The sequence below is a fragment of the Rhizobium sp. CCGE 510 genome (assembly GCF_000292525.1).
Classification (GTDB): domain Bacteria; phylum Pseudomonadota; class Alphaproteobacteria; order Rhizobiales; family Rhizobiaceae; genus Rhizobium.
The window spans coordinates 1-19,008 of the sequence record NZ_AEYF01000042.1; the positions used below are offsets into that span (position 1 = coordinate 1).

20 protein-coding genes are annotated in these 19,008 nt (G+C 61.5%); 14 read left to right on the forward strand and 6 right to left on the reverse strand.

Annotation, left to right across the window (positions count from 1 at the left end):
- Positions 1–37: 37 nt before the first annotated feature.
- The 4 genes from RCCGE510_RS19745 to RCCGE510_RS19760 all read left to right on the forward strand — a co-directional run bounded on the left by RCCGE510_RS19745 (position 38) and on the right by RCCGE510_RS19760 (position 2,516).
- Positions 38–439 (forward strand): endonuclease domain-containing protein, encoded by a 402-nt coding sequence (locus RCCGE510_RS19745; protein ID WP_007632860.1) that lies wholly within the window; start codon positions 38–40, stop codon positions 437–439.
- A 206-nt stretch (positions 440–645) separates the two neighbouring features.
- Positions 646–1,320, forward strand: a complete 675-nt coding sequence (locus RCCGE510_RS19750) for an ABC transporter ATP-binding protein (protein ID WP_007632862.1) — start codon at positions 646–648, stop codon at positions 1,318–1,320.
- Complete coding sequence (locus tag RCCGE510_RS19755) at positions 1,320–1,928, forward strand: energy-coupling factor transporter transmembrane protein EcfT (RefSeq protein WP_007632864.1); 609 nt, start codon at positions 1,320–1,322, stop codon at positions 1,926–1,928. The genes RCCGE510_RS19750 and RCCGE510_RS19755 overlap by 1 nt, the downstream gene beginning before the upstream one ends.
- A gap of 24 nt (positions 1,929–1,952) precedes the next feature.
- Positions 1,953–2,516, forward strand: a complete 564-nt coding sequence (locus tag RCCGE510_RS19760) for a biotin transporter BioY (protein WP_007632865.1) — start codon at positions 1,953–1,955, stop codon at positions 2,514–2,516.
- Between the two features lie 1,034 nt (positions 2,517–3,550).
- On the opposite strand, the gene RCCGE510_RS19765 is transcribed toward RCCGE510_RS19760, so the two are convergent.
- A complete protein-coding gene (locus RCCGE510_RS19765) occupies positions 3,551–4,696 on the reverse strand; it encodes a HEAT repeat domain-containing protein (protein ID WP_157179920.1) in 1,146 nt (381 codons plus the stop codon).
- A 126-nt stretch (positions 4,697–4,822) separates the two neighbouring features.
- Positions 4,823–5,716, reverse strand: coding sequence for a LysR substrate-binding domain-containing protein (locus RCCGE510_RS19770; protein ID WP_007632869.1), 894 nt, complete (start codon positions 5,714–5,716; stop codon positions 4,823–4,825).
- A gap of 233 nt (positions 5,717–5,949) precedes the next feature.
- Between RCCGE510_RS19770 and RCCGE510_RS19775 the strand changes: the two genes are divergently transcribed.
- Genes RCCGE510_RS19775 through RCCGE510_RS19780 form a run of 3 tightly spaced genes read left to right on the forward strand, consistent with a single transcriptional unit; the run spans position 5,950 to position 7,139 of the window.
- On the forward strand, positions 5,950–6,336 hold the full coding sequence (locus tag RCCGE510_RS19775; RefSeq protein ID WP_007632871.1) for an ectoine synthase: 387 nt from the start codon (positions 5,950–5,952) through the stop codon (positions 6,334–6,336).
- Between the two features lie 34 nt (positions 6,337–6,370).
- On the forward strand, positions 6,371–6,631 hold the full coding sequence (locus tag RCCGE510_RS35230) for a hypothetical protein (RefSeq protein ID WP_192815330.1): 261 nt from the start codon (positions 6,371–6,373) through the stop codon (positions 6,629–6,631).
- A complete protein-coding gene (locus RCCGE510_RS19780) occupies positions 6,516–7,139 on the forward strand; it encodes a 2'-5' RNA ligase family protein (RefSeq protein ID WP_007632872.1) in 624 nt (207 codons plus the stop codon). Before RCCGE510_RS35230 ends, RCCGE510_RS19780 begins: the two co-directional genes overlap by 116 nt.
- A gap of 29 nt (positions 7,140–7,168) precedes the next feature.
- Here the strand turns inward: RCCGE510_RS19780 and RCCGE510_RS19785 are convergent, their stop codons facing one another.
- On the reverse strand, positions 7,169–7,570 hold the full coding sequence (locus tag RCCGE510_RS19785) for a thioesterase (protein WP_037079281.1): 402 nt from the start codon (positions 7,568–7,570) through the stop codon (positions 7,169–7,171).
- Between the two features lie 188 nt (positions 7,571–7,758).
- On the opposite strand from RCCGE510_RS19785, the gene RCCGE510_RS19790 reads away from it, so the two are divergent.
- The 5 genes from RCCGE510_RS19790 to dxs all read left to right on the forward strand — a co-directional run bounded on the left by RCCGE510_RS19790 (position 7,759) and on the right by dxs (position 12,895).
- Positions 7,759–8,694, forward strand: coding sequence for a histone deacetylase family protein (locus tag RCCGE510_RS19790; protein WP_007632874.1), 936 nt, complete (start codon positions 7,759–7,761; stop codon positions 8,692–8,694).
- Between the two features lie 2 nt (positions 8,695–8,696).
- Positions 8,697–8,948: an exodeoxyribonuclease VII small subunit gene (locus RCCGE510_RS19795; protein ID WP_007632876.1), complete on the forward strand. Its 252-nt coding sequence runs from the start codon at positions 8,697–8,699 to the stop codon at positions 8,946–8,948.
- Positions 8,949–9,034: 86 nt separating this feature from the next.
- Positions 9,035–9,802: an SDR family oxidoreductase gene (locus RCCGE510_RS19800; RefSeq protein ID WP_007632878.1), complete on the forward strand. Its 768-nt coding sequence runs from the start codon at positions 9,035–9,037 to the stop codon at positions 9,800–9,802.
- Positions 9,803–9,888: 86 nt separating this feature from the next.
- Positions 9,889–10,812 carry a pirin family protein gene (locus RCCGE510_RS19805; RefSeq protein ID WP_007632880.1) on the forward strand — a complete coding sequence of 308 codons (924 nt, stop codon included), beginning with the start codon at positions 9,889–9,891 and terminating at the stop codon, positions 10,810–10,812.
- Positions 10,813–10,978: 166 nt separating this feature from the next.
- Positions 10,979–12,895, forward strand: coding sequence for a 1-deoxy-D-xylulose-5-phosphate synthase (gene dxs / locus RCCGE510_RS19810; protein WP_007632882.1), 1,917 nt, complete (start codon positions 10,979–10,981; stop codon positions 12,893–12,895).
- A 257-nt stretch (positions 12,896–13,152) separates the two neighbouring features.
- On the opposite strand, the gene RCCGE510_RS19815 is transcribed toward dxs, so the two are convergent.
- Positions 13,153–15,093 (reverse strand): methyl-accepting chemotaxis protein, encoded by a 1,941-nt coding sequence (locus tag RCCGE510_RS19815; protein ID WP_007632884.1) that lies wholly within the window; start codon positions 15,091–15,093, stop codon positions 13,153–13,155.
- 233 nt (positions 15,094–15,326) lie between these two features.
- Positions 15,327–16,319, reverse strand: a complete 993-nt coding sequence (locus RCCGE510_RS19820; protein ID WP_007632890.1) for a DUF4424 domain-containing protein — start codon at positions 16,317–16,319, stop codon at positions 15,327–15,329.
- Between the two features lie 132 nt (positions 16,320–16,451).
- Here RCCGE510_RS19820 and RCCGE510_RS19825 point away from each other — a divergent pair, with 132 nt between their 5' ends.
- The gene (locus tag RCCGE510_RS19825) at positions 16,452–17,198 is read left to right on the forward strand and encodes a TlyA family RNA methyltransferase (protein WP_007632891.1); all 747 of its coding nucleotides are present in this window, start codon (positions 16,452–16,454) and stop codon (positions 17,196–17,198) included.
- Complete coding sequence (locus RCCGE510_RS19830; RefSeq protein ID WP_007632893.1) at positions 17,195–18,445, forward strand: class I SAM-dependent RNA methyltransferase; 1,251 nt, start codon at positions 17,195–17,197, stop codon at positions 18,443–18,445. Before RCCGE510_RS19825 ends, RCCGE510_RS19830 begins: the two co-directional genes overlap by 4 nt.
- Before the next feature lie 65 nt (positions 18,446–18,510).
- On the opposite strand, the gene RCCGE510_RS19835 is transcribed toward RCCGE510_RS19830, so the two are convergent.
- Positions 18,511–18,960, reverse strand: a complete 450-nt coding sequence (locus tag RCCGE510_RS19835; RefSeq protein WP_007632894.1) for a helix-turn-helix domain-containing protein — start codon at positions 18,958–18,960, stop codon at positions 18,511–18,513.
- Between the last annotated feature and the right edge of the window lie 48 nt (positions 18,961–19,008).

Consider the following 19,008-nt stretch of genomic DNA (forward strand, 5'->3'; position numbering starts at 1 on the left):
ACTATCAACCCGGTCGTTCACACACGGAACAACGTCAATGAGAGGCCGCAAGCCGAAAACCACCGCCCGGGCGCGCTCATTGCGTCAGTCGGACAACGACGCGGAAGGCAAACTATGGAATGAACTGCGCGATCGGCGGCTCAACGGACATAAATTCGTCCGGCAATTGCCGATCGGTCCCTATTTTGCGGATTTCGCCTGCCGTGAAATGCGGCTGGTGATCGAAATCGACGGCAGCCAACACGCAGGCAATCGACGCGACGCAGTTCGGGATGTCTTCATAACCGGCAATGGCTGGTCGGTGGCTCGCTTTTGGAATGTGGATGTTCTGAGAGAGCTGTCATCCGTGCTGGAGACGATCGTTGCGATCTGCGAGGGACGGCTGGTCGAACGTGTCGAGGCGACGGATTTGCGGTTCTTTCCGGCTGCGGGCGAATAGCGACTGCCCCTCACCCTAACCCTCTCCCCGTAAAAAACGGGGAGAGGGGACGTGCCTTGCGAAACGTCGGCGGGGAGCGGAGAGGTTGCGGCATACCCCTTCGCCCCGTTTACGGGGAGAAGGTGGCGGCAGCCGGATGAGGGGCTGGTCTCCGCGGATCTGCCCATGAAGACGTTTTCCGGCGTCGCAGGATGCGAGGGATTGGTTTGGACATTGTTTTCGAAGGTGCCGGCGTCAGTTTCGGGGGGCGGGTGGCGCTGGAGCCGCTGACGCTCGGCATTTCTGGCAAACGGATCGGCGTCATCGGGCTGAACGGTTCGGGCAAGACGACTTTCGCGCGGCTGATCAATGGGCTGAGCAAGCCGACGGTCGGCCGCGTCACCGTTAACGGCCGCGATACGGCCGACGCGAAGACTGTTGTGACCGATGTCGGCTTCATCTTCCAGTCGCCGCAGAACCAGATCATCCTGCCGATCGTCAGGGACGACATCGCCTTCGGCCTGAAGCGGCGCGGTTTCACCAAGGCGGAGATCGAGGCGAAGGTCGAGGCCGTGCTTGCCCGCTTCGGGGCCGAGGCGCTCGCCGGTCGCCGGGCGCATGAGCTTTCTGGCGGCGAGCTGCAGGTGGCCGCTCTCTGCTCGGTGCTGGCGACGGGTCCAGGCATTCTCATCCTCGACGAACCCACAAACCAGCTCGACCTGAAGAACCGGGCGCTGGTCGAAGGGATCATCGCCGGGCTGCCGGAAAGCGCCATCGTCATCACCCATGATCTGGAATTGATCGCCGATTTCGAGCGGGTGCTGTTGTTTCATCAAGGGCGGCTTGCCGCGGATGCGCCGGCCACTGAGGCGATCGCGCGCTACAGGGAGATCGCCGCCTGATGCAGTCGCTCTATGTCGAAGGCAACAGCATGATGCACCGGCTTTCGCCGCGACTAAAGCTGGTGTCGCTTGCCGCCTTCAGCGTCGTGCTGTTCATCACCGATAATCTCGCCCTGCTTTCCATCGCCGTGCTGCTGACGGCGGTTCTCTACCGCATGGTCGGCCTGCCGTTTGCGGATGCGCTCAGGCGGCTGCGGCCGATCTTCCTGACGATCGCCGTCGTCGCGCTGTTCAACCTGATCTTCAATCCCTGGCACGAGGCGCTCGTGCCGCTGCTGCGGCTGACGGCGCTGACGCTGTTTGCCGCCACCGTGACGGCGACGACCTCGATCACCGCGTTTATCGACGAGGTGACGGCGCTTGCCCGCCCGCTGGAGCGCACCGGCTGGGTGCAGGCCGACGATATCGGCCTGGCGCTCGGGCTGGTGCTGCGCTTCGTGCCCGAGATCGTCACGCGTTATCAGGCGATCCGCGAGGCGCATAGGGCACGCGGGCTGAAGGTCCGGCCGACGAGCCTGCTTGCGCCGCTGATCATCCTGACGCTCAAGGATGCGGATAATATCGCCGCGGCGATTGACGCGCGCGGTATTCGGCGGCATGTGAGTTAACGATTGATAAACACGGAATTCATGATGAGCACCCGCGACCTCGTTCTTACCGCCCTCTTCGCTGCGATCATCGTGGCGCTCGGCCTGCTGCCGCCGATCTCGCTCGGCTTCATTCCGGTGCCGATTACCGCCCAATCCCTCGGCGTCATGATGGCCGGCGTCGTGCTCGGCGCCCGGCGCGGCGCGATTGCCGTGATGATCGTGCTTCTGCTCGTCGCCATCGGCCTGCCGGTGCTTTCCGGCGGCCGCGGCGGCCTGGCGATCTTCGCCTCGCCGACCGCCGGCTTCCTGATCGGCTGGATCTTTGCCGCCTTCGTCACCGGCTATCTCAGCGAGCGGCTGGTCAACGAGCAGCAATCCGGCCTGGTGCAGACGGTGAGCTTCTTCCTCACCGCCATGGTCGGCGGCGTCGTCGTGCTCTACGCCTTCGGCATCACCTATCTCGCGACGGTGGCCGGTCTCGGCTTCACCAAAGCCTTCGTCGGCTCGATGGCTTTCGTTCCCGGCGATGTGATCAAGGCCTTGGTCGCAGCCCTCCTCGGCCGCGCCGTCATGGTCGGTTATCCCCTGCTGCCGCAGCGCGCGTAAGGCGTAGGCAACTTTATCTCAAGTGTAACAATGGCTGCCTTCGGCTCGAAGGCGGCCATTGTTGCATTGATGGCTGCGTTGAACATCGATTGCGTCGTCGGCAGGTCTATCGAAAACCATGCGCAAAACTCTTCGGATGGGCGGCTCTTCCCATTTAACTGCGAGGAACGACGGTAAACCTGCAGGGAGTGTCGGAACGTCTGGCGTTCCTGTCTGTTGCCGTCTCTCACGGCTTGGGTAAAAGGCAACAAAAAACCGCCTTGAGGCGGTCGGGCATTCTATCGATTTCAGTTCAGTTAGTCTCCACCTCCACCATCTCCCCCTCCTCCGTCACCACCGTCACAGGCGCCACCGTGGCAGTCGCCGCCATGTGAAAAGTCGCCCCCATCTCCACCGCCATCGCCAAACCTACCCGGCTTATGGCTATTGGCAGAGATTCCGACACAAAAGAGGATGAAGCAGATGATGAGCAGGCCATTCGAGAAAAATGTTTCCAATCAGTATCCTTTCGTTCGTTTCAGGAAGTCTTGTTTCCTGATTAAAAAGTAGATTATTATTTTGATCGCGGCAATGGCGCCAATGTGAAACTTTCATGACATGCTGGAATACCGTGTCTTACCCCTCCAGCAGGCCCGTCACTCTGCGCTGCCCAACTTACAAGCGCGCCGTTTGAGCCGCTGCGCTTCGCCAACCGCCTGTTGAGCATCAAAACGGGTTCTTAGTCTTGAGGTTCTTCTCGGTGATCGGGAGACACGGGAGGATTTCGCTTGTCGGGCCAAGCTGAACAAAATGCTTTCCAGAAATCCCGCAACGCCAGTAGGAGTGCGCCGTTGTATTTTCCGTACATGAATGTCAGCACGTCATCGGTGTCCCACCGCCCTTTCTCTCGCTTGTCTTTCACCGAAAACTCCACATGTGAAGGGCGATCAGTAGGTCGAATGGCGCGCACCATTTTGCAAGGTGCAGGCCACAGCTCAAATGAGTTAATGTCAGGCGCCGAAGTTTTTCAACGATATCCGCTCACCTTTGCCCGTCTATTGCGAAGAAGGTATCCCGATGCGGTCATGCGGAGCAACAGATCCACCTATCCTCGATAAGATGAAGACAGCCCGTTCTCTCACTGAAGGGCTCGGATCAGATATCAACTTCAACGCAAGTTCCTGAGCCTCTTTGCATCCGCGCCAATGCTGAATAACGGCGGTCAGTGCAGCGCGCCGAACGATTGGCGATGCATCTGATGCAGCAGCTCTAACGACTCCCGCTTTGTCGAATGAGAGCCTTATATCACGAAAGTCGAATCTAGGCGCCCGCGCCCTTCGTCCCATAGACTTGTCTATCCACTGCCACTCCATACCAACCAGCCAAGCTGCGCGCATGTCCGCGATGGCTCGAACCGCCACAGCACGGACCCAAGGTTGTCTCGCGTTCGCCGCCAATTGCGGTAAATGGGGATCTATTGAACTATTCTTCAGCACGAGACGAAAAATCCGAGAAACCGGCCCGATTTGCCCCTCGCAGAGGATACGGGCCAGCTCTTCAGCGACGTCTGGCCTTGCCAGCGTCGTTTCCATCGCTTGCCGTTCAACACCCCATCGTCCCCAGCTATCCTGATGCAGAACCAGGGAGGCCGCGGCATCGGCGATCACCTCGGCCGACGTCAGCGGGAAACAGCGTTTCGCACAGGCAAACGCGGCAAAGCGAACCGGCTGAGCCCAGTCATTCAGACGCATGGCGACAGCCGCGAACAGAAAAGGACTCTCCAGTGCCCCGGTTATCCTCTGGAGGGCAGCTTCCCTCATTCGCCCGTCGCGATGAAATATGAACAGGTAACGGAGATCGGGCAATCTCAACAACTGTTCCTTATCTGAGAGATAAGGCCAAAATAGTTTTTCATGCCATGCAGGCTCAGGACGCCAACGAGAAAGATTTGCGGCTGTCGCGATCGCCGCATCGGCTTGGCTAATCGATGCAGCCGGGAGAGCGGATATGTGGGCCAAAACGGCGGGAAGCTCAGGTTCGACGCTTCGGCCACTATGCAGGCGTTCACCAACAGCGGCGAGCGCTTCTCGAAGATTGGGTGGCAAAATATCGGATTTGGTCATCAGCTCATTTTGGATCGCCAAAATCTGCAGATCAATGGGTGTAGAAGCATTCTCTTCAAACGGTCGCTTGTGGCGCACGATCTTTGATTCCAGGCTTTGTTATCGAGGTCTTCGTCGCCGCCCTGCTCGACCGCGCCATCCGTTGACGCCGGCCGCTTTTCTCAATGTCTTCATCAGGGCATCGAGCGCCCGCCTTGGCGGAGCTTATTCAATGATCGGCGGACCAGCGGATCCGCATTCCTGCATGAACCAATCCGTAAAACGGCGCACCGGCTTTTTCGCCCACGAGCTGGTGATCAGGTAATATCCCTGGGTCTCCGCCGTCGAGATGTCCGAAAGCACGACGAGGTCGCCGCGATCGATTTCTCGCCGAAACACTTCGACGGGGCACAACGCGACCCCATGCCCGGCGATCACTGCCGTGGCAAGAATATTGAAGTCCTGAAATATCGGGCCTCGAACCGGCTCCGGCGCCCTTATGTCAGCCTTTCGGAACCATTCTTTCCAGCCGTCCACGGATTCGTCATGCAGCAGGTCGGCCGCGGCAAAGGGAACGCTGTCGACGCTCCAATTCCGCTTCGCCAGATAGTGGACGCTCGCCACCGGCTGGTTGCGGCGGGAGAAAAGCAGGCGGCTCTCCCGGCCTCCCGACAGGTCTTCTCCCATGGTAATCAGAACATCCAGGCTTTCGTCATCGAAACGCTCTTCCGCTCTTGCGTAGACGATCCTGATGTCAAGGCCTGGATCGCTCTCCCGGAAGGATGGAAGCGCGGGCACCAGCCAGCGCGACGCGATCGAAGGAATGCATCCGACGGTGATCGAACGCATATTGTGGTCTCTGCGCATGTTGCCCGTTGCGTGGGCGATGGCTGCCAATGAGCCGGAGACGGCCAGGTAATATTCGCTGCCCGCCGCGGTCAGCGCAACGCCGCGGCCGGATTTTTGCAGCAGCTTGCGCCCCAGCCATGCCTCCAGATGTTTGAGCTGATGACTGATCGCGGCATGGGTCACATGCAGTTCGTCTCCGGCCTTTGAGAGACTCATGAGCCGGGCGGTCGCTTCGAAGGCTCTCAAGGCGTTCAGGGGCGGCAGCTGCATATGTTCGAATTCCTCACATGACCGGCAGCATTCATCATCCGGCAAAAATGTCAAAACTTTTCCATGATAGTGCAGCGAAATACCGCATCAAGCTCACCACGCCTCGAGTCCAGACATTACATGTAATTTATTCTAACAGTTTTCTCAATTTTGATCATTTGAAACAGGCATGGACTCCAGGCCTATGGATCATGGAGATCAAAAACATCTCCGCCATTCGTGAGGAGAAAGACATGTTTGTGAGAAGCCTAAAGGAAGTGGAGCAGACCGAGCGCTTCGTCGATTGGGGCAATGGCACGAGCCATCGCCTGCTGACCAACGATGACGGAATGGGATTTACGGTCTGCCACACTGTCGTTCGCGCCAACACGCAGGCTCTGCTGCAGTACCGCAACCACCTGGAGGCCTGCTATTGCATCCACGGCGAAGGCGAGGTCGAGGATATGGACGGGAACGTCTTTCCCATCCGGGTCGGCGATATCTACGTGCTCGATCAACATGATCGACACTATTTGCGGGGCGGCAAGGACCAGGACCTCATTCTCGTCAGCGTCTTCAATCCACCGCTGAAAGGGACGGAACGTCACGATCTGGCCAACAGAAGCGGTTCCGAATACTGAGCCAGGCGGCCCGGGCGGGGGCGCTGCAATCTTGTTGAGCGGTATCAAGAACTTCACCATCATTGCCGATCTCCGGCAGATGCCGGTGATCCTTGGCGAACGGTTTGGCGATGTGATACCAAAGCATCGACATTGCACGCAAACAGTGCGGCGTGCCGCGTTGGTGGGAGAGGCTTGCTGTGATCCGCACGAGGATCGATACGCTGTGGTTCAAGCGCTGCTGCGCGTTTCACTTGCACTTTTTGCCCGATCACGAGGCATTATCAAAGTTTTGCGACTTGCAAGACAATATTGAGCGAGACAGCGGAGCGCCACTCTTACGCGTCCCGGTCACAAGCCTGCACATGACGATCGCCACCCTGATCGACGCCGCGGCCCAATTCAGCATCCCGAACGACGAGGTCTGGAGCCGGAACGGGGAAAGATGGAAGGAGATCGTCGAGAGACTGGTCGGGGAGACCCCACCATTTGACATTCATTTTCACGAGGTGGCGGCTTCGGAAGCCGCTGTCTTCGTCAAAGCGGAGGAGCCCGCGGAATTGCGCCGGCTTCGCTCGGCCATTTCACAGGCCATCTGCTTCGAACAGTGGCGTCCAAGCCCGCCTGACATAGCGCATATAACACTGTTCAGGTTTCTTGCCGAAGAGCCGGCGCCGGCGGTCAGCTTCGAAGCTGGTCGTCAGCCCATAGGAGTGCGAGCTGGATCCCTTACCTTGCTGGAAGAGCGCGTTTATCCAAGCGTCGAGCTCAATATAATCAGCGAGCCTCTGCTCCGGGGCAAAAAAAGCGGCGATCGCCACTGAAACTGCCGCACATGTCCTGATGACAGGCGTTAGTCCAAAAACCGGTAAAGCCAGTCCCGCGTCTCCTCCGGCAAAGACACCGGCTGCTGATCTTCGCGGCCGCGGGCCTGCCAGGTGATCTCGACCTCGGCGGCGCGTTCGTCGCCAGTGTCGATCGAGACGATGAAGCCGACGGAGCGGACGCCGATCTTATCGACGGCGGCGGTGAAGGTTGCCGGCTCGTCGTAGTGCAGCGGGCGGTGGAGAATGCAGGAAATCTTGGTGGCGCTGTAGATCGGTTCCTCATCCACCTCGGGACGCGACGACCAGAAGCTCGCAATGACGGACTCGGCGTAAGAAATATAGGAGGCCAGAAACATCTGGCCGGTCATATCGACATCGCGAAACGGCACGTGTATTTCCGCCACACCCGGGCGTCTCGACTGGTTCATCAACAACTCTGCCTACAAAATTCCCCGTCAGCGACAGTAGCGACGGGATTTCTCGAAGTAAACGCCGCAAATGACGTGAATTGCCATGCGACGGACGGTCGGACGCGCAACAACGGCGCTTGTTGAAATCATCAGGCGATGCCCCATCTGCTGTGGAACATGACGTAAGCGACCGATAGAGTGTCTTCATGAGCACCCGTCTTTATGAACACCCGATCTTCCTGGAACATGTGACGCCCGCCGGTCATCCGGAGCGATCGGACAGGATCCGCGCCATCAACGTTGCGCTGGAACATCCGAATTTCGAGCGGCTGGAGCGCCGGCAGGCGCCGCAGGCCAGCGAAGATGCGGTGCTGCTGGCGCATCCGGAGGAACATCTCCTCGCCGTGATGCGGGAGATTCCCGAGGAAGAGGGTGAGATCAACCAGCTTGAAGCCGATACCTATGCCAGTCCCAAAAGCCTGCAGGCGGCGCTGACCGGCATCGGCGGGGCGATGGCGGCAGTGGACGACGTCTTTTCCGGCCGAGCCGACAATGTCTTCGTCGCCGCCCGCCCGCCCGGGCACCATGCCGAGAAGACGACGGCAATGGGCTTCTGCTTCTTCAACAATGCGGCGATCGCCGCCCGCCATGCGCAAAAGACCCATGGCGCCGAGCGTATCGCCATCGTCGATTGGGACGTGCACCACGGCAACGGCACCCAGGATATCTTCTGGGACGATGCTTCGGTGCTGTTCTGCTCGACCCATCAGATGCCGCTCTATCCCGGCACCGGCGCCAAGGAGGAGAAGGGCAAACACAACACCATCGTCAATGCGCCGCTTTCGCCGAATGTCGGCAGCGACCATTTTCGCGAGGCGTTCAAATCGCGGGTGCTGCCGGCGCTTGACGATTTCCGGCCGGATCTCATCATCATCTCCGCCGGCTTCGACGCCCATCACCGCGATCCGCTGGCGCAGATCAACCTGACCGGCGAGGATTTCGACTGGGCGACCGGGCGCGTGCTCGAACTCGCCGACCGGCATGCGAAGAACCGGGTCGTCAGCCTGCTCGAAGGTGGTTATGATCTGGAAGGCCTCGCCGAATCGGCGGCCATGCATATTCTGCGAATGATGAAGGGTTGAGAATGACTGACAGCGCCAAGCCTGAGGTATCAGGTCTTTCCTTCGAAAAGGCGGTTGCCGAACTCGAAAGCATCGTCGCCCGGCTGGAACGTGGCGACGTGGCGCTGGATGAATCGATCGAGATCTATGAGCGCGGCGAAACGCTGAAGAAACATTGCGAGATGCTGCTTTCGGCCGCCGAAAACCGCATCGAGAAGATCAGGCTCGACCGCGCCGGCAAGCCGCAGGCCGTCGAGCCGCTCGACGGGGCCTGAGGCCCCAGGCAAAACTCCCTTGAAGATGCTTGGCGATCGGCTGCCGGTCGATCTATGATCCCTGCCAATCATGAGGGGATCAAAAAATGACGGACAGATTGAAGGGCAAGGTCGCCATTATCTCGGGCGGGGCGACCGGCATGGGCGGTGCCGCCTCGAAGCTGTTTGCGGCAGAAGGCGCGCGTGTCGCGGTTGTCGACCGCAATGGAGAGGCCGCTGATGAAACCGTCAAGCAGATCCGTGATGCCGGCGGCGAGGCCGACTTCTGGACGGCCGATGTCTCGGATGAAACCCTCGTTAATGCCGCCGTCGCGGGCGTCGAGGAACGCTACGGCGCGGTAACCGTGCTTTTCAATCACGCCGGCACCATCGTCATCAAACCCTTCCTGGAAACGACGCTTCAGGAATGGGACTGGCTGCATGCCGTCAATGTGCGCTCGATGTTCCTGATGACCAAGGCGGTGCTGCCGAAGATGATTGCGGCGGGCGGCGGATCGATCGTCTGCACCTCGTCGATCTCGGCGGTCGCCGCCACGCCGATGGAAGTGCTTTACGACACGACCAAGGGCGCCGTGCATATGTTTGCCCGGGCGATTGCGGTGGAATTCCGCGACCGCAACATCCGCTGCAACGCCGTCTGCCCCGGCTTCATCCGCACGCCGCACGGCCTGCGCGAGGTCGCCGACCTGCAGGCGCTCGGCGTCGATGTCTCGGATGCCGCCATCGCCGCCCAGCAGGGACGGATCGGCGAGCCGGAGGATGTCGCAAGGGCCGCGCTCTACCTCGCCAGCGACGAGTCGAATTTCGTCAACGGCGCCCATCTCTTCGTCGACAATGGGTTTACGGCGATCTGAGATCGAGCAGGTCAGCGCGTCTGATTGGACGCGCGGCGTTCTAAGGACTATCTCTGGGCCGATGTCTTTGTGATCGGAGATCCGTCATGTCCTTCTTTCCCGGTAAAGATCCGCTGCCCGGCGATGCCTTCGCCTGCGATGCGATCGAGAACCTGATCATTCCGCGCACCAGCGATATCGGCGGGTTTCAGGTGCGGCGCGCGCTGCCGACGCGGCAGCGGCGGCTGGTTGGGCCATTCATCTTCTTCGACCGCATGGGGCCGGCGATCCTGAAGCCGGACGAGGCGCTCGACGTGAAGCCGCATCCGCATATCGGCCTGTCGACGGTGACCTATCTCTTCGATGGAGAGATCCGCCATCGCGACAGTCTCGGCACCGAAAAGGTCATCCGTCCCGGCGATATCAACCTGATGACCGCCGGCCGCGGCATCGTGCATTCGGAGCGCACGCCCGACAATCTGCGCGGCCATCCGCTGCTGATGTCGGGGCTGCAGACCTGGCTGGCGCTGCCCGACGACAAGGAGGAGATCGATCCCGCCTTCGCCCATACGGAAAAGTCCGACATGCCGCTGATCGAAACATCAGGCGTGCGTGGGCGCGTGGTCATCGGCTCGTTCGAAGGCATGACATCGCCGGTCGGGGTTTTCTCCGACACGCTCTATGTCGATCTCAACCTGCAGCAGGGGGCCAAATTTCCCTTCGGCGCGGGCCATGAAGAGCGCGCCGTCTACGTGCTCTCGGGCGAGGTCGTCATCTCCGGCGACCGTTTCGCCGCCGATCAGCTGCTGGTCTTCAGACCGGGCGATCCGATCACGCTCGAAGCCGGAAGCGATGGCTGCCACCTGATGCTGTTCGGCGGCGCGGCGCTGAATTCGAAACGCTATATCTGGTGGAATTTCGTCTCCTCCTCGAAGGAGCGGATCGAAAAGGCCAAGGAGGAATGGCGGAGCGGCCGCTTCGATATCGTTCCCGGTGACGAGGAGGAATTCGTGCCTTTGCCGGAGGCCTGAACGCCGTCGGGACAATAGAAATAGAGCGTGATATCCACCGAAAACCGTTCACACTTTTCGGTATGATGCTCTAAGGTGCAAACCTTCGGTTCCTGAAATGCACTTGTTTTGCCGCAATCTAATCGAATAAAGCGGAACAAGGAAAAGCAAGAAAGAGCGCCCGCCCGTGACACAACTGCCGAAGACCCCCCTGCTCGACCAGGTCATCTACCCCGCCGACCTGCGCAAGCTCGAGGATCGCGAGCTGCCGCAGCTTGCCCGCGAAGTCCGGGACGAGATGATCGATGCGGTGTCGCGCACCGGCGGCCATCTTGGCGCCGGTCTCGGCGTGGTCGAACTGACGATCGCCATCCACAACGTCTTCAACACGCCTGACGATCGGCTGATCTTCGATGTCGGCCATCAATGTTATCCGCACAAGATCCTCACCGGCCGGCGCGACCGCATCCGCACACTGCGCCAGGAAGACGGGCTTTCCGGCTTCACCCGCCGGGCCGAGAGCGAATACGACCCCTTCGGCGCGGCGCATTCCTCGACCTCGATCTCGGCCGGCCTCGGCATGGCAATTGCCGCCGATCTCGACAAGTCCGACCGGCGCGTCGTCGCCGTCATCGGCGACGGGGCGATGTCGGCCGGCATGGCCTATGAGGCGCTGAACAATGCCGGCGCACTGGATGCGCGCCTCATCGTCATTCTCAACGACAACGACATGTCGATCGCGCCACCGACAGGCGCAATGAGCGCCTACCTTGCCCGGCTCGCCTCAGGCCGCACCTATATGGGCTTCCGTGATCTCGGCAAGAAGCTGACGGCCTATCTCGGCAAGAATATCGACCGGGCGATCACCCGCGCCGTCGAGCATGCGCGCGGTTACGTCACCGGCGGCACGATGTTCGAGGAGATGGGCTTCTATCATATCGGGCCGATCGACGGGCATTCCTTCGACCATTTGCTGCCGGTGCTGCGCAACGTGCGTGACAATGGCCGCGGACCGGTGCTGATCCATGTCGTCACCCAGAAGGGCAAGGGCTATCCGCCGGCGGAAGCCGCAGCCGACAAATATCACGGCGTCAACAAGTTCGACGTCATCACCGGCGCCCAGGCCAGGGTCAAGCCGAATGCGCCGAGCTACACCAGCGTCTTTGCCGAAGCGCTGGTGCAGGAAGCAACTCTCGACGACAAGATCGTCGGCATCACCGCCGCCATGCCGAACGGTACCGGCCTCGATAAGCTTGCCGACGCGTTTCCGTCGCGCTGTTTCGATGTCGGCATCGCCGAACAGCATGCGGTGACCTTTGCCGCCGGCCTTGCCGCGGAAGGCTATAAGCCATTCGCAGCGCTCTATTCCACCTTCCTGCAGCGCGCCTACGACCAGGTCGTGCACGACGTGGCGATCCAGGGACTGCCAGTGCGTTTTCCGATCGACCGAGCCGGCTTCGTCGGCGCCGACGGACCGACGCATGCGGGCTCCTTCGACACCGCCTTCCTCACCACCCTGCCCGGCTTCGTGGTGATGGCGGCGGCCGACGAGGCCGAACTCAAGCATATGGTGCGCACGGCTGTCGCCTATGATGCCGGGCCGATCTCGTTCCGCTATCCGCGCGGCGAAGGTGTCGGCGTCGACATGCCGGCGCGCGGCGAAATCCTGCAGATCGGCAAGGGCCGCATCATCAAGGAAGGCACCAAGGTGGCGCTGCTCTCCTTCGGCTCCCGGCTTGCCGATTGTCTTCTTGCCGCCGAAGATCTCGATGCCGCCGGGCTTTCGACGACGGTCGCCGATGCGCGCTTCGCCAAGCCGCTCGACCATGAGCTGATCCGCCAGCTTGCCCGCCACCACGAGATGGTGATCACCGTCGAGGAAGGTTCGATCGGCGGCTTCGGCAGCCAGGTGATGCAGTATCTTTCGAGCGAAGGCCTGCTCGACAACGGGCTGAAGATACGCTCGCTCGTCATGCCCGATATCTGGATGGAACAGGCCAAACCCGAAGCGATGATCGCCCATGCCGGGCTCGACCGCGCCGGCATTATTTCGACGGTGTTCAAGGCGCTGGGGCGCGGGGTTGCGGTTGGGGTCGCGGGGTAGGTGAATTTGTGAGGGTGTGCCGTGTGGCCCCTCATCCGCCTGCCGGCACCTTCTCCCCGCTTGCGGGGCGAAGGGCATATGCGGCAACCGCTCCGTCCACACCTCCCTCTCGCAGGGCACGTCCCCTCGCCCCGTTTACGGGGAGAGGGTTAGGGTGAGGGGCAGCCCCTTGCTCTACTTTAGTGCCGTTCGACCATAAAAAACGCGGCGCATCCGCTGCGCCGCCCTCTTCATTTGACGTCCCATCCTGAGGCCTCTCAGAACTCCGTCCAGTCTTCCTGCACCGCAGCTGCGGCCGTTGCCTGGCGGCCGCCGAAGGCTTTGGTGACCTTGCTGGCAAGCGCCCGAGCCGGAGACGCGACCGGGCGGGAGGCCGGCGTTGCGGCGACTGTGGCGCGGGGCGCCGGGGCCAGTTGGCCGAGCTTGAACTGGCGCAGCAATTCGTCCAACGCGTTTGCTTCCTGAGCGAGCGCATGGCTTGCCGCGGTCTGCTCCTCGACCATCGCGGCATTCTGCTGCGTGCCCTGGTCCATGTTGTTGACGGCGGTGTTGATCTCCTGCAGGCCGATCGACTGTTCGCGGGTGGCGGTGACGATGGCGCTGACGTTACGGTTGATCTCCTGCACTTCGGTGACGATCGCTTCCAACGCCTTGCCGGTCTCGCCGACGAGGGAGACGCCGGCAACGACCTGTTCGCCGGATGTGGTGATCAGCGCCTTGATTTCCTTGGCCGCCTTGGCGGAGCGCTGAGCAAGCTCGCGCACTTCCTGGGCGACGACGGCAAAACCCTTGCCGGCATCGCCGGCGCGGGCGGCTTCGACGCCGGCGTTCAAGGCCAAAAGGTTGGTCTGGAAGGCGATGTCGTCGATGACGCCGATGATGTTGGAGATCTCGCCCGAAGACTTTTCGATCTGCTGCATGGCGGAAACCGCCTTGCGGACGACTTCGCCGGATTTTTCGGCGCCGAGGCGGGTGCGCTCGACGAGATTGCCGGCATCCTCGGCGCGCTTGGCGCTGTCGCGGACGGTCGTCGTCACCTGCTCGAGCGCTGCGGCGGTCTGTTCGACGGCGGCAGCCTGCTGTTCGGTGCGGTGGGCGAGATCGTCGGCGGCCGAGCGGATTTCGCCGGCACCGGCATTGATCGCCGAGGCATTGCGGCCGACCGACTGCAGGGCTGCCTGCAGCTTTTCGACGGCATGGTTGAAGTCATTGCGCAGGCGGTCATATTGCGGCGCAAACGGCGTCTGGAGACGACCGGCCATATCGCCATTGGCAAGCTCGGCAAGGCCGCCCGCCAGAGCGTCGATGGCATGGCGGATCTCGCCTTCCTCGCGGGCCTTCTGCTCATCGCCTGCCCGGCGCTGGCGTTCGGCGTCATCACGCATGCGGTCGGTCTCGCCGGCAAGGCGCAGCTTCTCTATCGCCGCCTGCTTGAAGACCAGAACCGACTGGGCCATGCGGCCGACTTCGTCGCCGCGGTCGGTCGCCGGGACCGCGATATCGTTGTCGCCGCCGGCGAGGCGATCCATGGCTCCGGTCATGCCGACGATCGGGCGGACGATGGTGCGCGACATCAGCCAGGCGAGCACGGCGGCGGCGAACGAGGCGACGATGCCGCCGGCAAGCAGCGTCGTCTTCAGATCGCTGTTGGCATCGGCGCGGATTTCAGCAAGCGCATCGGACTTTTCGCGGGCGCTGGCCTTGATCTTGGCAGAGGCCTGGCGGAAGCCGTCGAGCTGGCCCTTGGTGGCGTTGACGCCGATCTTGATCACCTCTTCGATCGGCATGCCGGTTTCCTTGCGGGCCTTGGTCTGCGGCTCGGCAAGTTCGTGGAAATAGAGGTCGGCGGCCTTCTGCATGCCGTCGATCATCTCGACCAGCTGCGGCTCGGCCGCCGCCGTCTGCCTGGCCGCGGCAATCGCCTTCAGCATGCGCTCGCGATTGGCAAAGACATCGCCATAGGTGCTGTCGCTGCGGAAGAGGATAAAGCCGCGCAGATTGACGGCCTGCTCAAGCATCGCCTGCAGCGCATCGTCGATCTGATTGACGAGCAGCTCGGACTTTTCCTGCTCGGCGGACGCTGCCGCCGACGCCGTCGCCTTGGAATAGACGAAGGCGGAAACGGCGACGAAAATCAGAATGAGGGCTGCGAACGTGGCGGCAAGCTTCCCGTTCAAGGATATGTTTTTGGCGGACATCGGTGAATTTCTCCTGACGACAGTCGACGCGGAAAAAGGCCGGTCGCACGCGAGGCGCAACCGCAAGGCCATTTTGAATTGGGGACATGATCGGCGTGCAGACGCCTTTGCCTTCATGGCACGAAGCGGTTCGAATGAACCGCCGCAATCGGACCGAACCTATGCAAGCGGGCTTTAGATTTACTTAAATAGTGCGTCGCAGCAACGCTAGAGCGATGATTAAAGTGCTTAAATTACGGCTGCTTCGGTTCCGCTTCCGGAGGATTAAGGATGAGGATGTCGACGTCGTTGGCAGGATCGAAATCCTCTGCCGTCATCCGGAAAGTCGTCGGGCCGATCTTCTCGACTTTGCTGCCGCAGAAGCTGATGAGACTGCCGGGCTTGCCCTTGTCGATCGTCAGCTGGAAGCGGTGGATCGGTCCCGCCCAATTGGCGCCGGTCGACAGCACATAGGATATCCAGCTTTCGGTATAGTTGGCGCCGCCGGCCTCGGCTTCCCGGACATGCTGCTGGGCGACCCGGACGAAATCGGCGTCGAGGCAGTATTTGCGGGAATATTCCTCGAAGCGCTCGCCCTTCGGCTCGCCGTTTTCGAGAAAGCTGATGGCGACGGTGCCGCCGACGGCCGGCTGGTAGCGGTGCTCGACGCTGACCTTCTTCTTGGCCGGAAAGGTGGTGCGCCACCAATAGGTCGAGCGCAGCGTCCAAAGCGGCACGAGATCGGTGTCTGTCATGAGATAGATCAGGCCGCGAGCGATCCAATCCTTCCGGACGGTTTCTGGAAGCTTGGCGAGCGCGTCGCGGGTCTTCTCGCTGTAAGGCAGGACGGGAATGCCGTTTTTGGCCAACTCGTCGGTCACGTCGATGCCGAGCGAGACGACGCGCTGCTGCAGCTTGGCGGTGATCGGTCTGCCATCCTGCACGGTGGAAAAATGCAGGAAATTGTCGTTGTCATAATCTAATATGGCGGAGTTGCTGTCCACCTGACCTGATATGTCAGGCATCGGGAAGGCGACCAGGCTTTCGACATCCTTGTCGGACGTGTTCTCGAACACATAATCGACACGCACTTGCGAAGCGGAGATGAAGAGAGCCTCCTCCGCCATGCTGACATCGTCGGACTGGGCAAAGATCAGCCCGCCGGTCTTGACCTCGGCCATGGTATCGTTCGCCAGCGCGGGGGCTGCGATCCCCGCCGCAACGAGAAGAGTGAAGAGCTTCAGCATAAAACACCCCCGTGTCTGCGGCCCGCCCCGTGATCGCCGCGGCAGGATTATCGCCGAAAGCTTTCGAGGGTCAATGACGCAGTCTGGAACAAAATGCTTGCAACCGGCGGCTTTGCCGGTCATTCACAGCCGATGTCAGATCAAAACAGCCAACGCCTCGACCAGCTTCTCGTCTCCCGCGGCCTTTTCGCCAGCCGCTCGCGAGCCCGCGACGCCGTGCAACGCGGCACCGTCAGGATCGCCGGCCAGGTGGTGACGAAGGCCGGCGCGCTCTTCGGCGACGACGCTGAGATCGAGATCAACGACCCGGCGCAGGACTATGTCTCGCGTGCGGCGCTGAAACTCACCGCCGCCCTCGACCATTTCCGGCTCGATCCCGCCGGCCATCACTGTCTAGATATCGGCGCTTCCACCGGCGGCTTCACCGAGGTGCTGCTGCAACGCGGCGCTCGGCATGTCACCGCGATCGATGTCGGCCATGGGCAGATGCATCCGCGCATTTCAGCCGATCTCCGGGTGACGAACAGGGAAGGCCTCAACGCCCGCAACCTGACGGCAGAGGATATTGGCGAGCCCGCCACGTTCATCGTCTCCGATGTCTCCTTCATCTCGCTGAAGCTGGCGCTGGCGCCGGCTCTCGATATCGCCGAGCCGGGTACCGTCGCCGTGCTGCTGGTCAAGCCGCAATTCGAGGCCGGGCGCGAGGCGATCGGCAAGGGCGGGCTGTTGAAGGATCCCGCGTCTGCTCCCGCCGTCGCTTCGGAGCTCGAGCGCTGGTTCACCGAGGATAAGGGCTGGAACAGCCTCGGCCTCATCCCCTCCCCGATTTCCGGCAGCGACGGCAATCAGGAATTCCTTCTGGCAGGATTGAAGCCGTGAGCACCGAAACCGTCACGATCGAAAAGCTCGGCGCCCAGGGCGACGGCATCGCCAGCAGCGCCGGCGGACCTGTCTATGTGCCCTTCTCCCTGCCGGGAGAAACAGTGGCGATCGCCCGCGTCAAGAGCCAGGGCACGATCATGTCGATCACGACGCCCTCGCCCGACCGGCAGGAGCCGCCCTGCCGGCATTTCGGCCCAGATGGTCTGAACGGCACCTGCGGCGGCTGCACGCTGCAGCATATGGCAGACAGCCCCTACCGCGCTTTCAAGCGCCAACTGGTCATCGATGCGCTGAAATCGAAGGGGTTGACGCCTGAGGTCGGCGAGATCGTGCCGGCCCGGCCCGGCGAGCGCCGGCGCGTGGTGTTTGCGGCGCGCAAGACCGAGAAGGACATGCTGATCGGTTTCAACCAGGCCGAAAGCCATCATATCGTCGCCATCGAGGAATGTCCGATCTCGTCGGCAGGGATTATCGCCCGGCTGCCGGCGATCCGGGCTATTGCCGCAGCGCTGGCGACCAACGCCGAACCCTTCCGCGTTTCCGTGCTCGAAACGCTTTCCGGCCTCGACATCGCGGTCGACGAGGTGAAGAAACTCTCCGATCCGCAGCGTCGCACGGCAGTGGAGACCGTGCTCGCTCTGCGCGGCATCGCCCGTGTTTCGCTGAACGGCGAAATACTCATCGAGCCGTCGAAGCCGCTCGTCGATTTCGGCGGCATCCAGGTGTCACCGCCGCCGGGCGGCTTCACCCAGGCAACCAAACCGGCTGAGGAAGCGATGGCCGAGCTGGTGCTTGCCCATGCCGGCAAGGCGAAGCGGATCGCCGATCTTTTTGCCGGCGCCGGCACGTTTTCGCTGCGGCTGGCGCGGATCGGCCGCGTGCATGCGGTTGAGGCCGAGGCAAAGGCGCTGGCAGCCCTCGATCATGCCGCCCGCAACACTCCTGGATTGAAGCCGGTCAGCATCGAGAAGCGCGATCTCTTCCGCCGCCCGTTGATGACGCAGGAGTTCAAGCACTATGACGCCGTCGTCTTCGATCCGCCGCGGGCTGGTGCCGAGTTCCAGTGCAAGGAGCTTGCCCGCTCAGGGGTGAAGAAGATCGCCGCCGTCAGCTGCAACCCGCTGACGCTGGCGCGGGATCTGGCGATCCTCGTCGAGGGCGGCTACCGGATCACTGGGGTGACGCCGATCGACCAGTTCCTCTGGTCCTCGCATGTCGAGGTGGTGGCGACGCTGGAGAAATAGACCTCCGGCGTCGGCTCGCTTTTCGCGGCTGATGCGATCGCGATATCCAGAGCGTCAAAAACATCCTATCGATCGCCCGGTTCGCTTTCCCGGTGCAAACTCAGCCGCATTGCCCGCGTTCCAAGCTTTGCACCGCTGACGGCGTCGATTGCGATCGGCTCGATCTCCAGGCCCGTCTCAACATCGACATAGCGGGCGAGTTCGCCATCGCAATGGCGGTACGCCCACGCCCCGATCATCATCAGCACAGGCAGAAAGTCGCGACCTGCTTCCGTGAGGACATACTCTTCTCGGGGCGGCCGTTCGGAATAGAGCCGCTTCTCCAGCAGACCGTCCTCCGTCAGCGTCTTGAGACGCTTCGTCAGCATGGTCGGCACGATGCCAAGGCTCTTCCTGAATTGGTCGAAGCGGGTGAGGCCCGTATGGGCGTCCCGCAAGACAAGAATGCTCCACGCATCGCCGACGGATTGAAGGCCGCGGGCGACCGGGCACTGCGGAATCGGATTATTTTCCATTAGGTATCTTTTCGATAGTGACATGATATCGAAAAGATAGTAACAGAT

Coding starts and splice junctions, on each gene's coding strand:
- RCCGE510_RS19745 (WP_007632860.1), top strand. CDS start 38: ATGAGAGGCCGCAAGCCGAAAACCACCGCCCGGGCGCGCTCATTGCGT.
- RCCGE510_RS19755 (WP_007632864.1), top strand. CDS start 1,320: ATGCAGTCGCTCTATGTCGAAGGCAACAGCATGATGCACCGGCTTTCG.
- RCCGE510_RS19760 (WP_007632865.1), top strand. CDS start 1,953: ATGAGCACCCGCGACCTCGTTCTTACCGCCCTCTTCGCTGCGATCATC.
- RCCGE510_RS19770 (WP_007632869.1), bottom strand. CDS start 5,716: ATGCAGCTGCCGCCCCTGAACGCCTTGAGAGCCTTCGAAGCGACCGCC.
- RCCGE510_RS19775 (WP_007632871.1), top strand. CDS start 5,950: ATGTTTGTGAGAAGCCTAAAGGAAGTGGAGCAGACCGAGCGCTTCGTC.
- RCCGE510_RS19785 (WP_037079281.1), bottom strand. CDS start 7,570: ATGAACCAGTCGAGACGCCCGGGTGTGGCGGAAATACACGTGCCGTTT.
- RCCGE510_RS19790 (WP_007632874.1), top strand. CDS start 7,759: ATGAGCACCCGTCTTTATGAACACCCGATCTTCCTGGAACATGTGACG.
- RCCGE510_RS19795 (WP_007632876.1), top strand. CDS start 8,697: ATGACTGACAGCGCCAAGCCTGAGGTATCAGGTCTTTCCTTCGAAAAG.
- RCCGE510_RS19800 (WP_007632878.1), top strand. CDS start 9,035: ATGACGGACAGATTGAAGGGCAAGGTCGCCATTATCTCGGGCGGGGCG.
- RCCGE510_RS19805 (WP_007632880.1), top strand. CDS start 9,889: ATGTCCTTCTTTCCCGGTAAAGATCCGCTGCCCGGCGATGCCTTCGCC.
- RCCGE510_RS19815 (WP_007632884.1), bottom strand. CDS start 15,093: ATGTCCGCCAAAAACATATCCTTGAACGGGAAGCTTGCCGCCACGTTC.
- RCCGE510_RS19820 (WP_007632890.1), bottom strand. CDS start 16,319: ATGCTGAAGCTCTTCACTCTTCTCGTTGCGGCGGGGATCGCAGCCCCC.
- RCCGE510_RS19825 (WP_007632891.1), top strand. CDS start 16,452: ATGTCAGATCAAAACAGCCAACGCCTCGACCAGCTTCTCGTCTCCCGC.
- RCCGE510_RS19835 (WP_007632894.1), bottom strand. CDS start 18,960: ATGGAAAATAATCCGATTCCGCAGTGCCCGGTCGCCCGCGGCCTTCAA.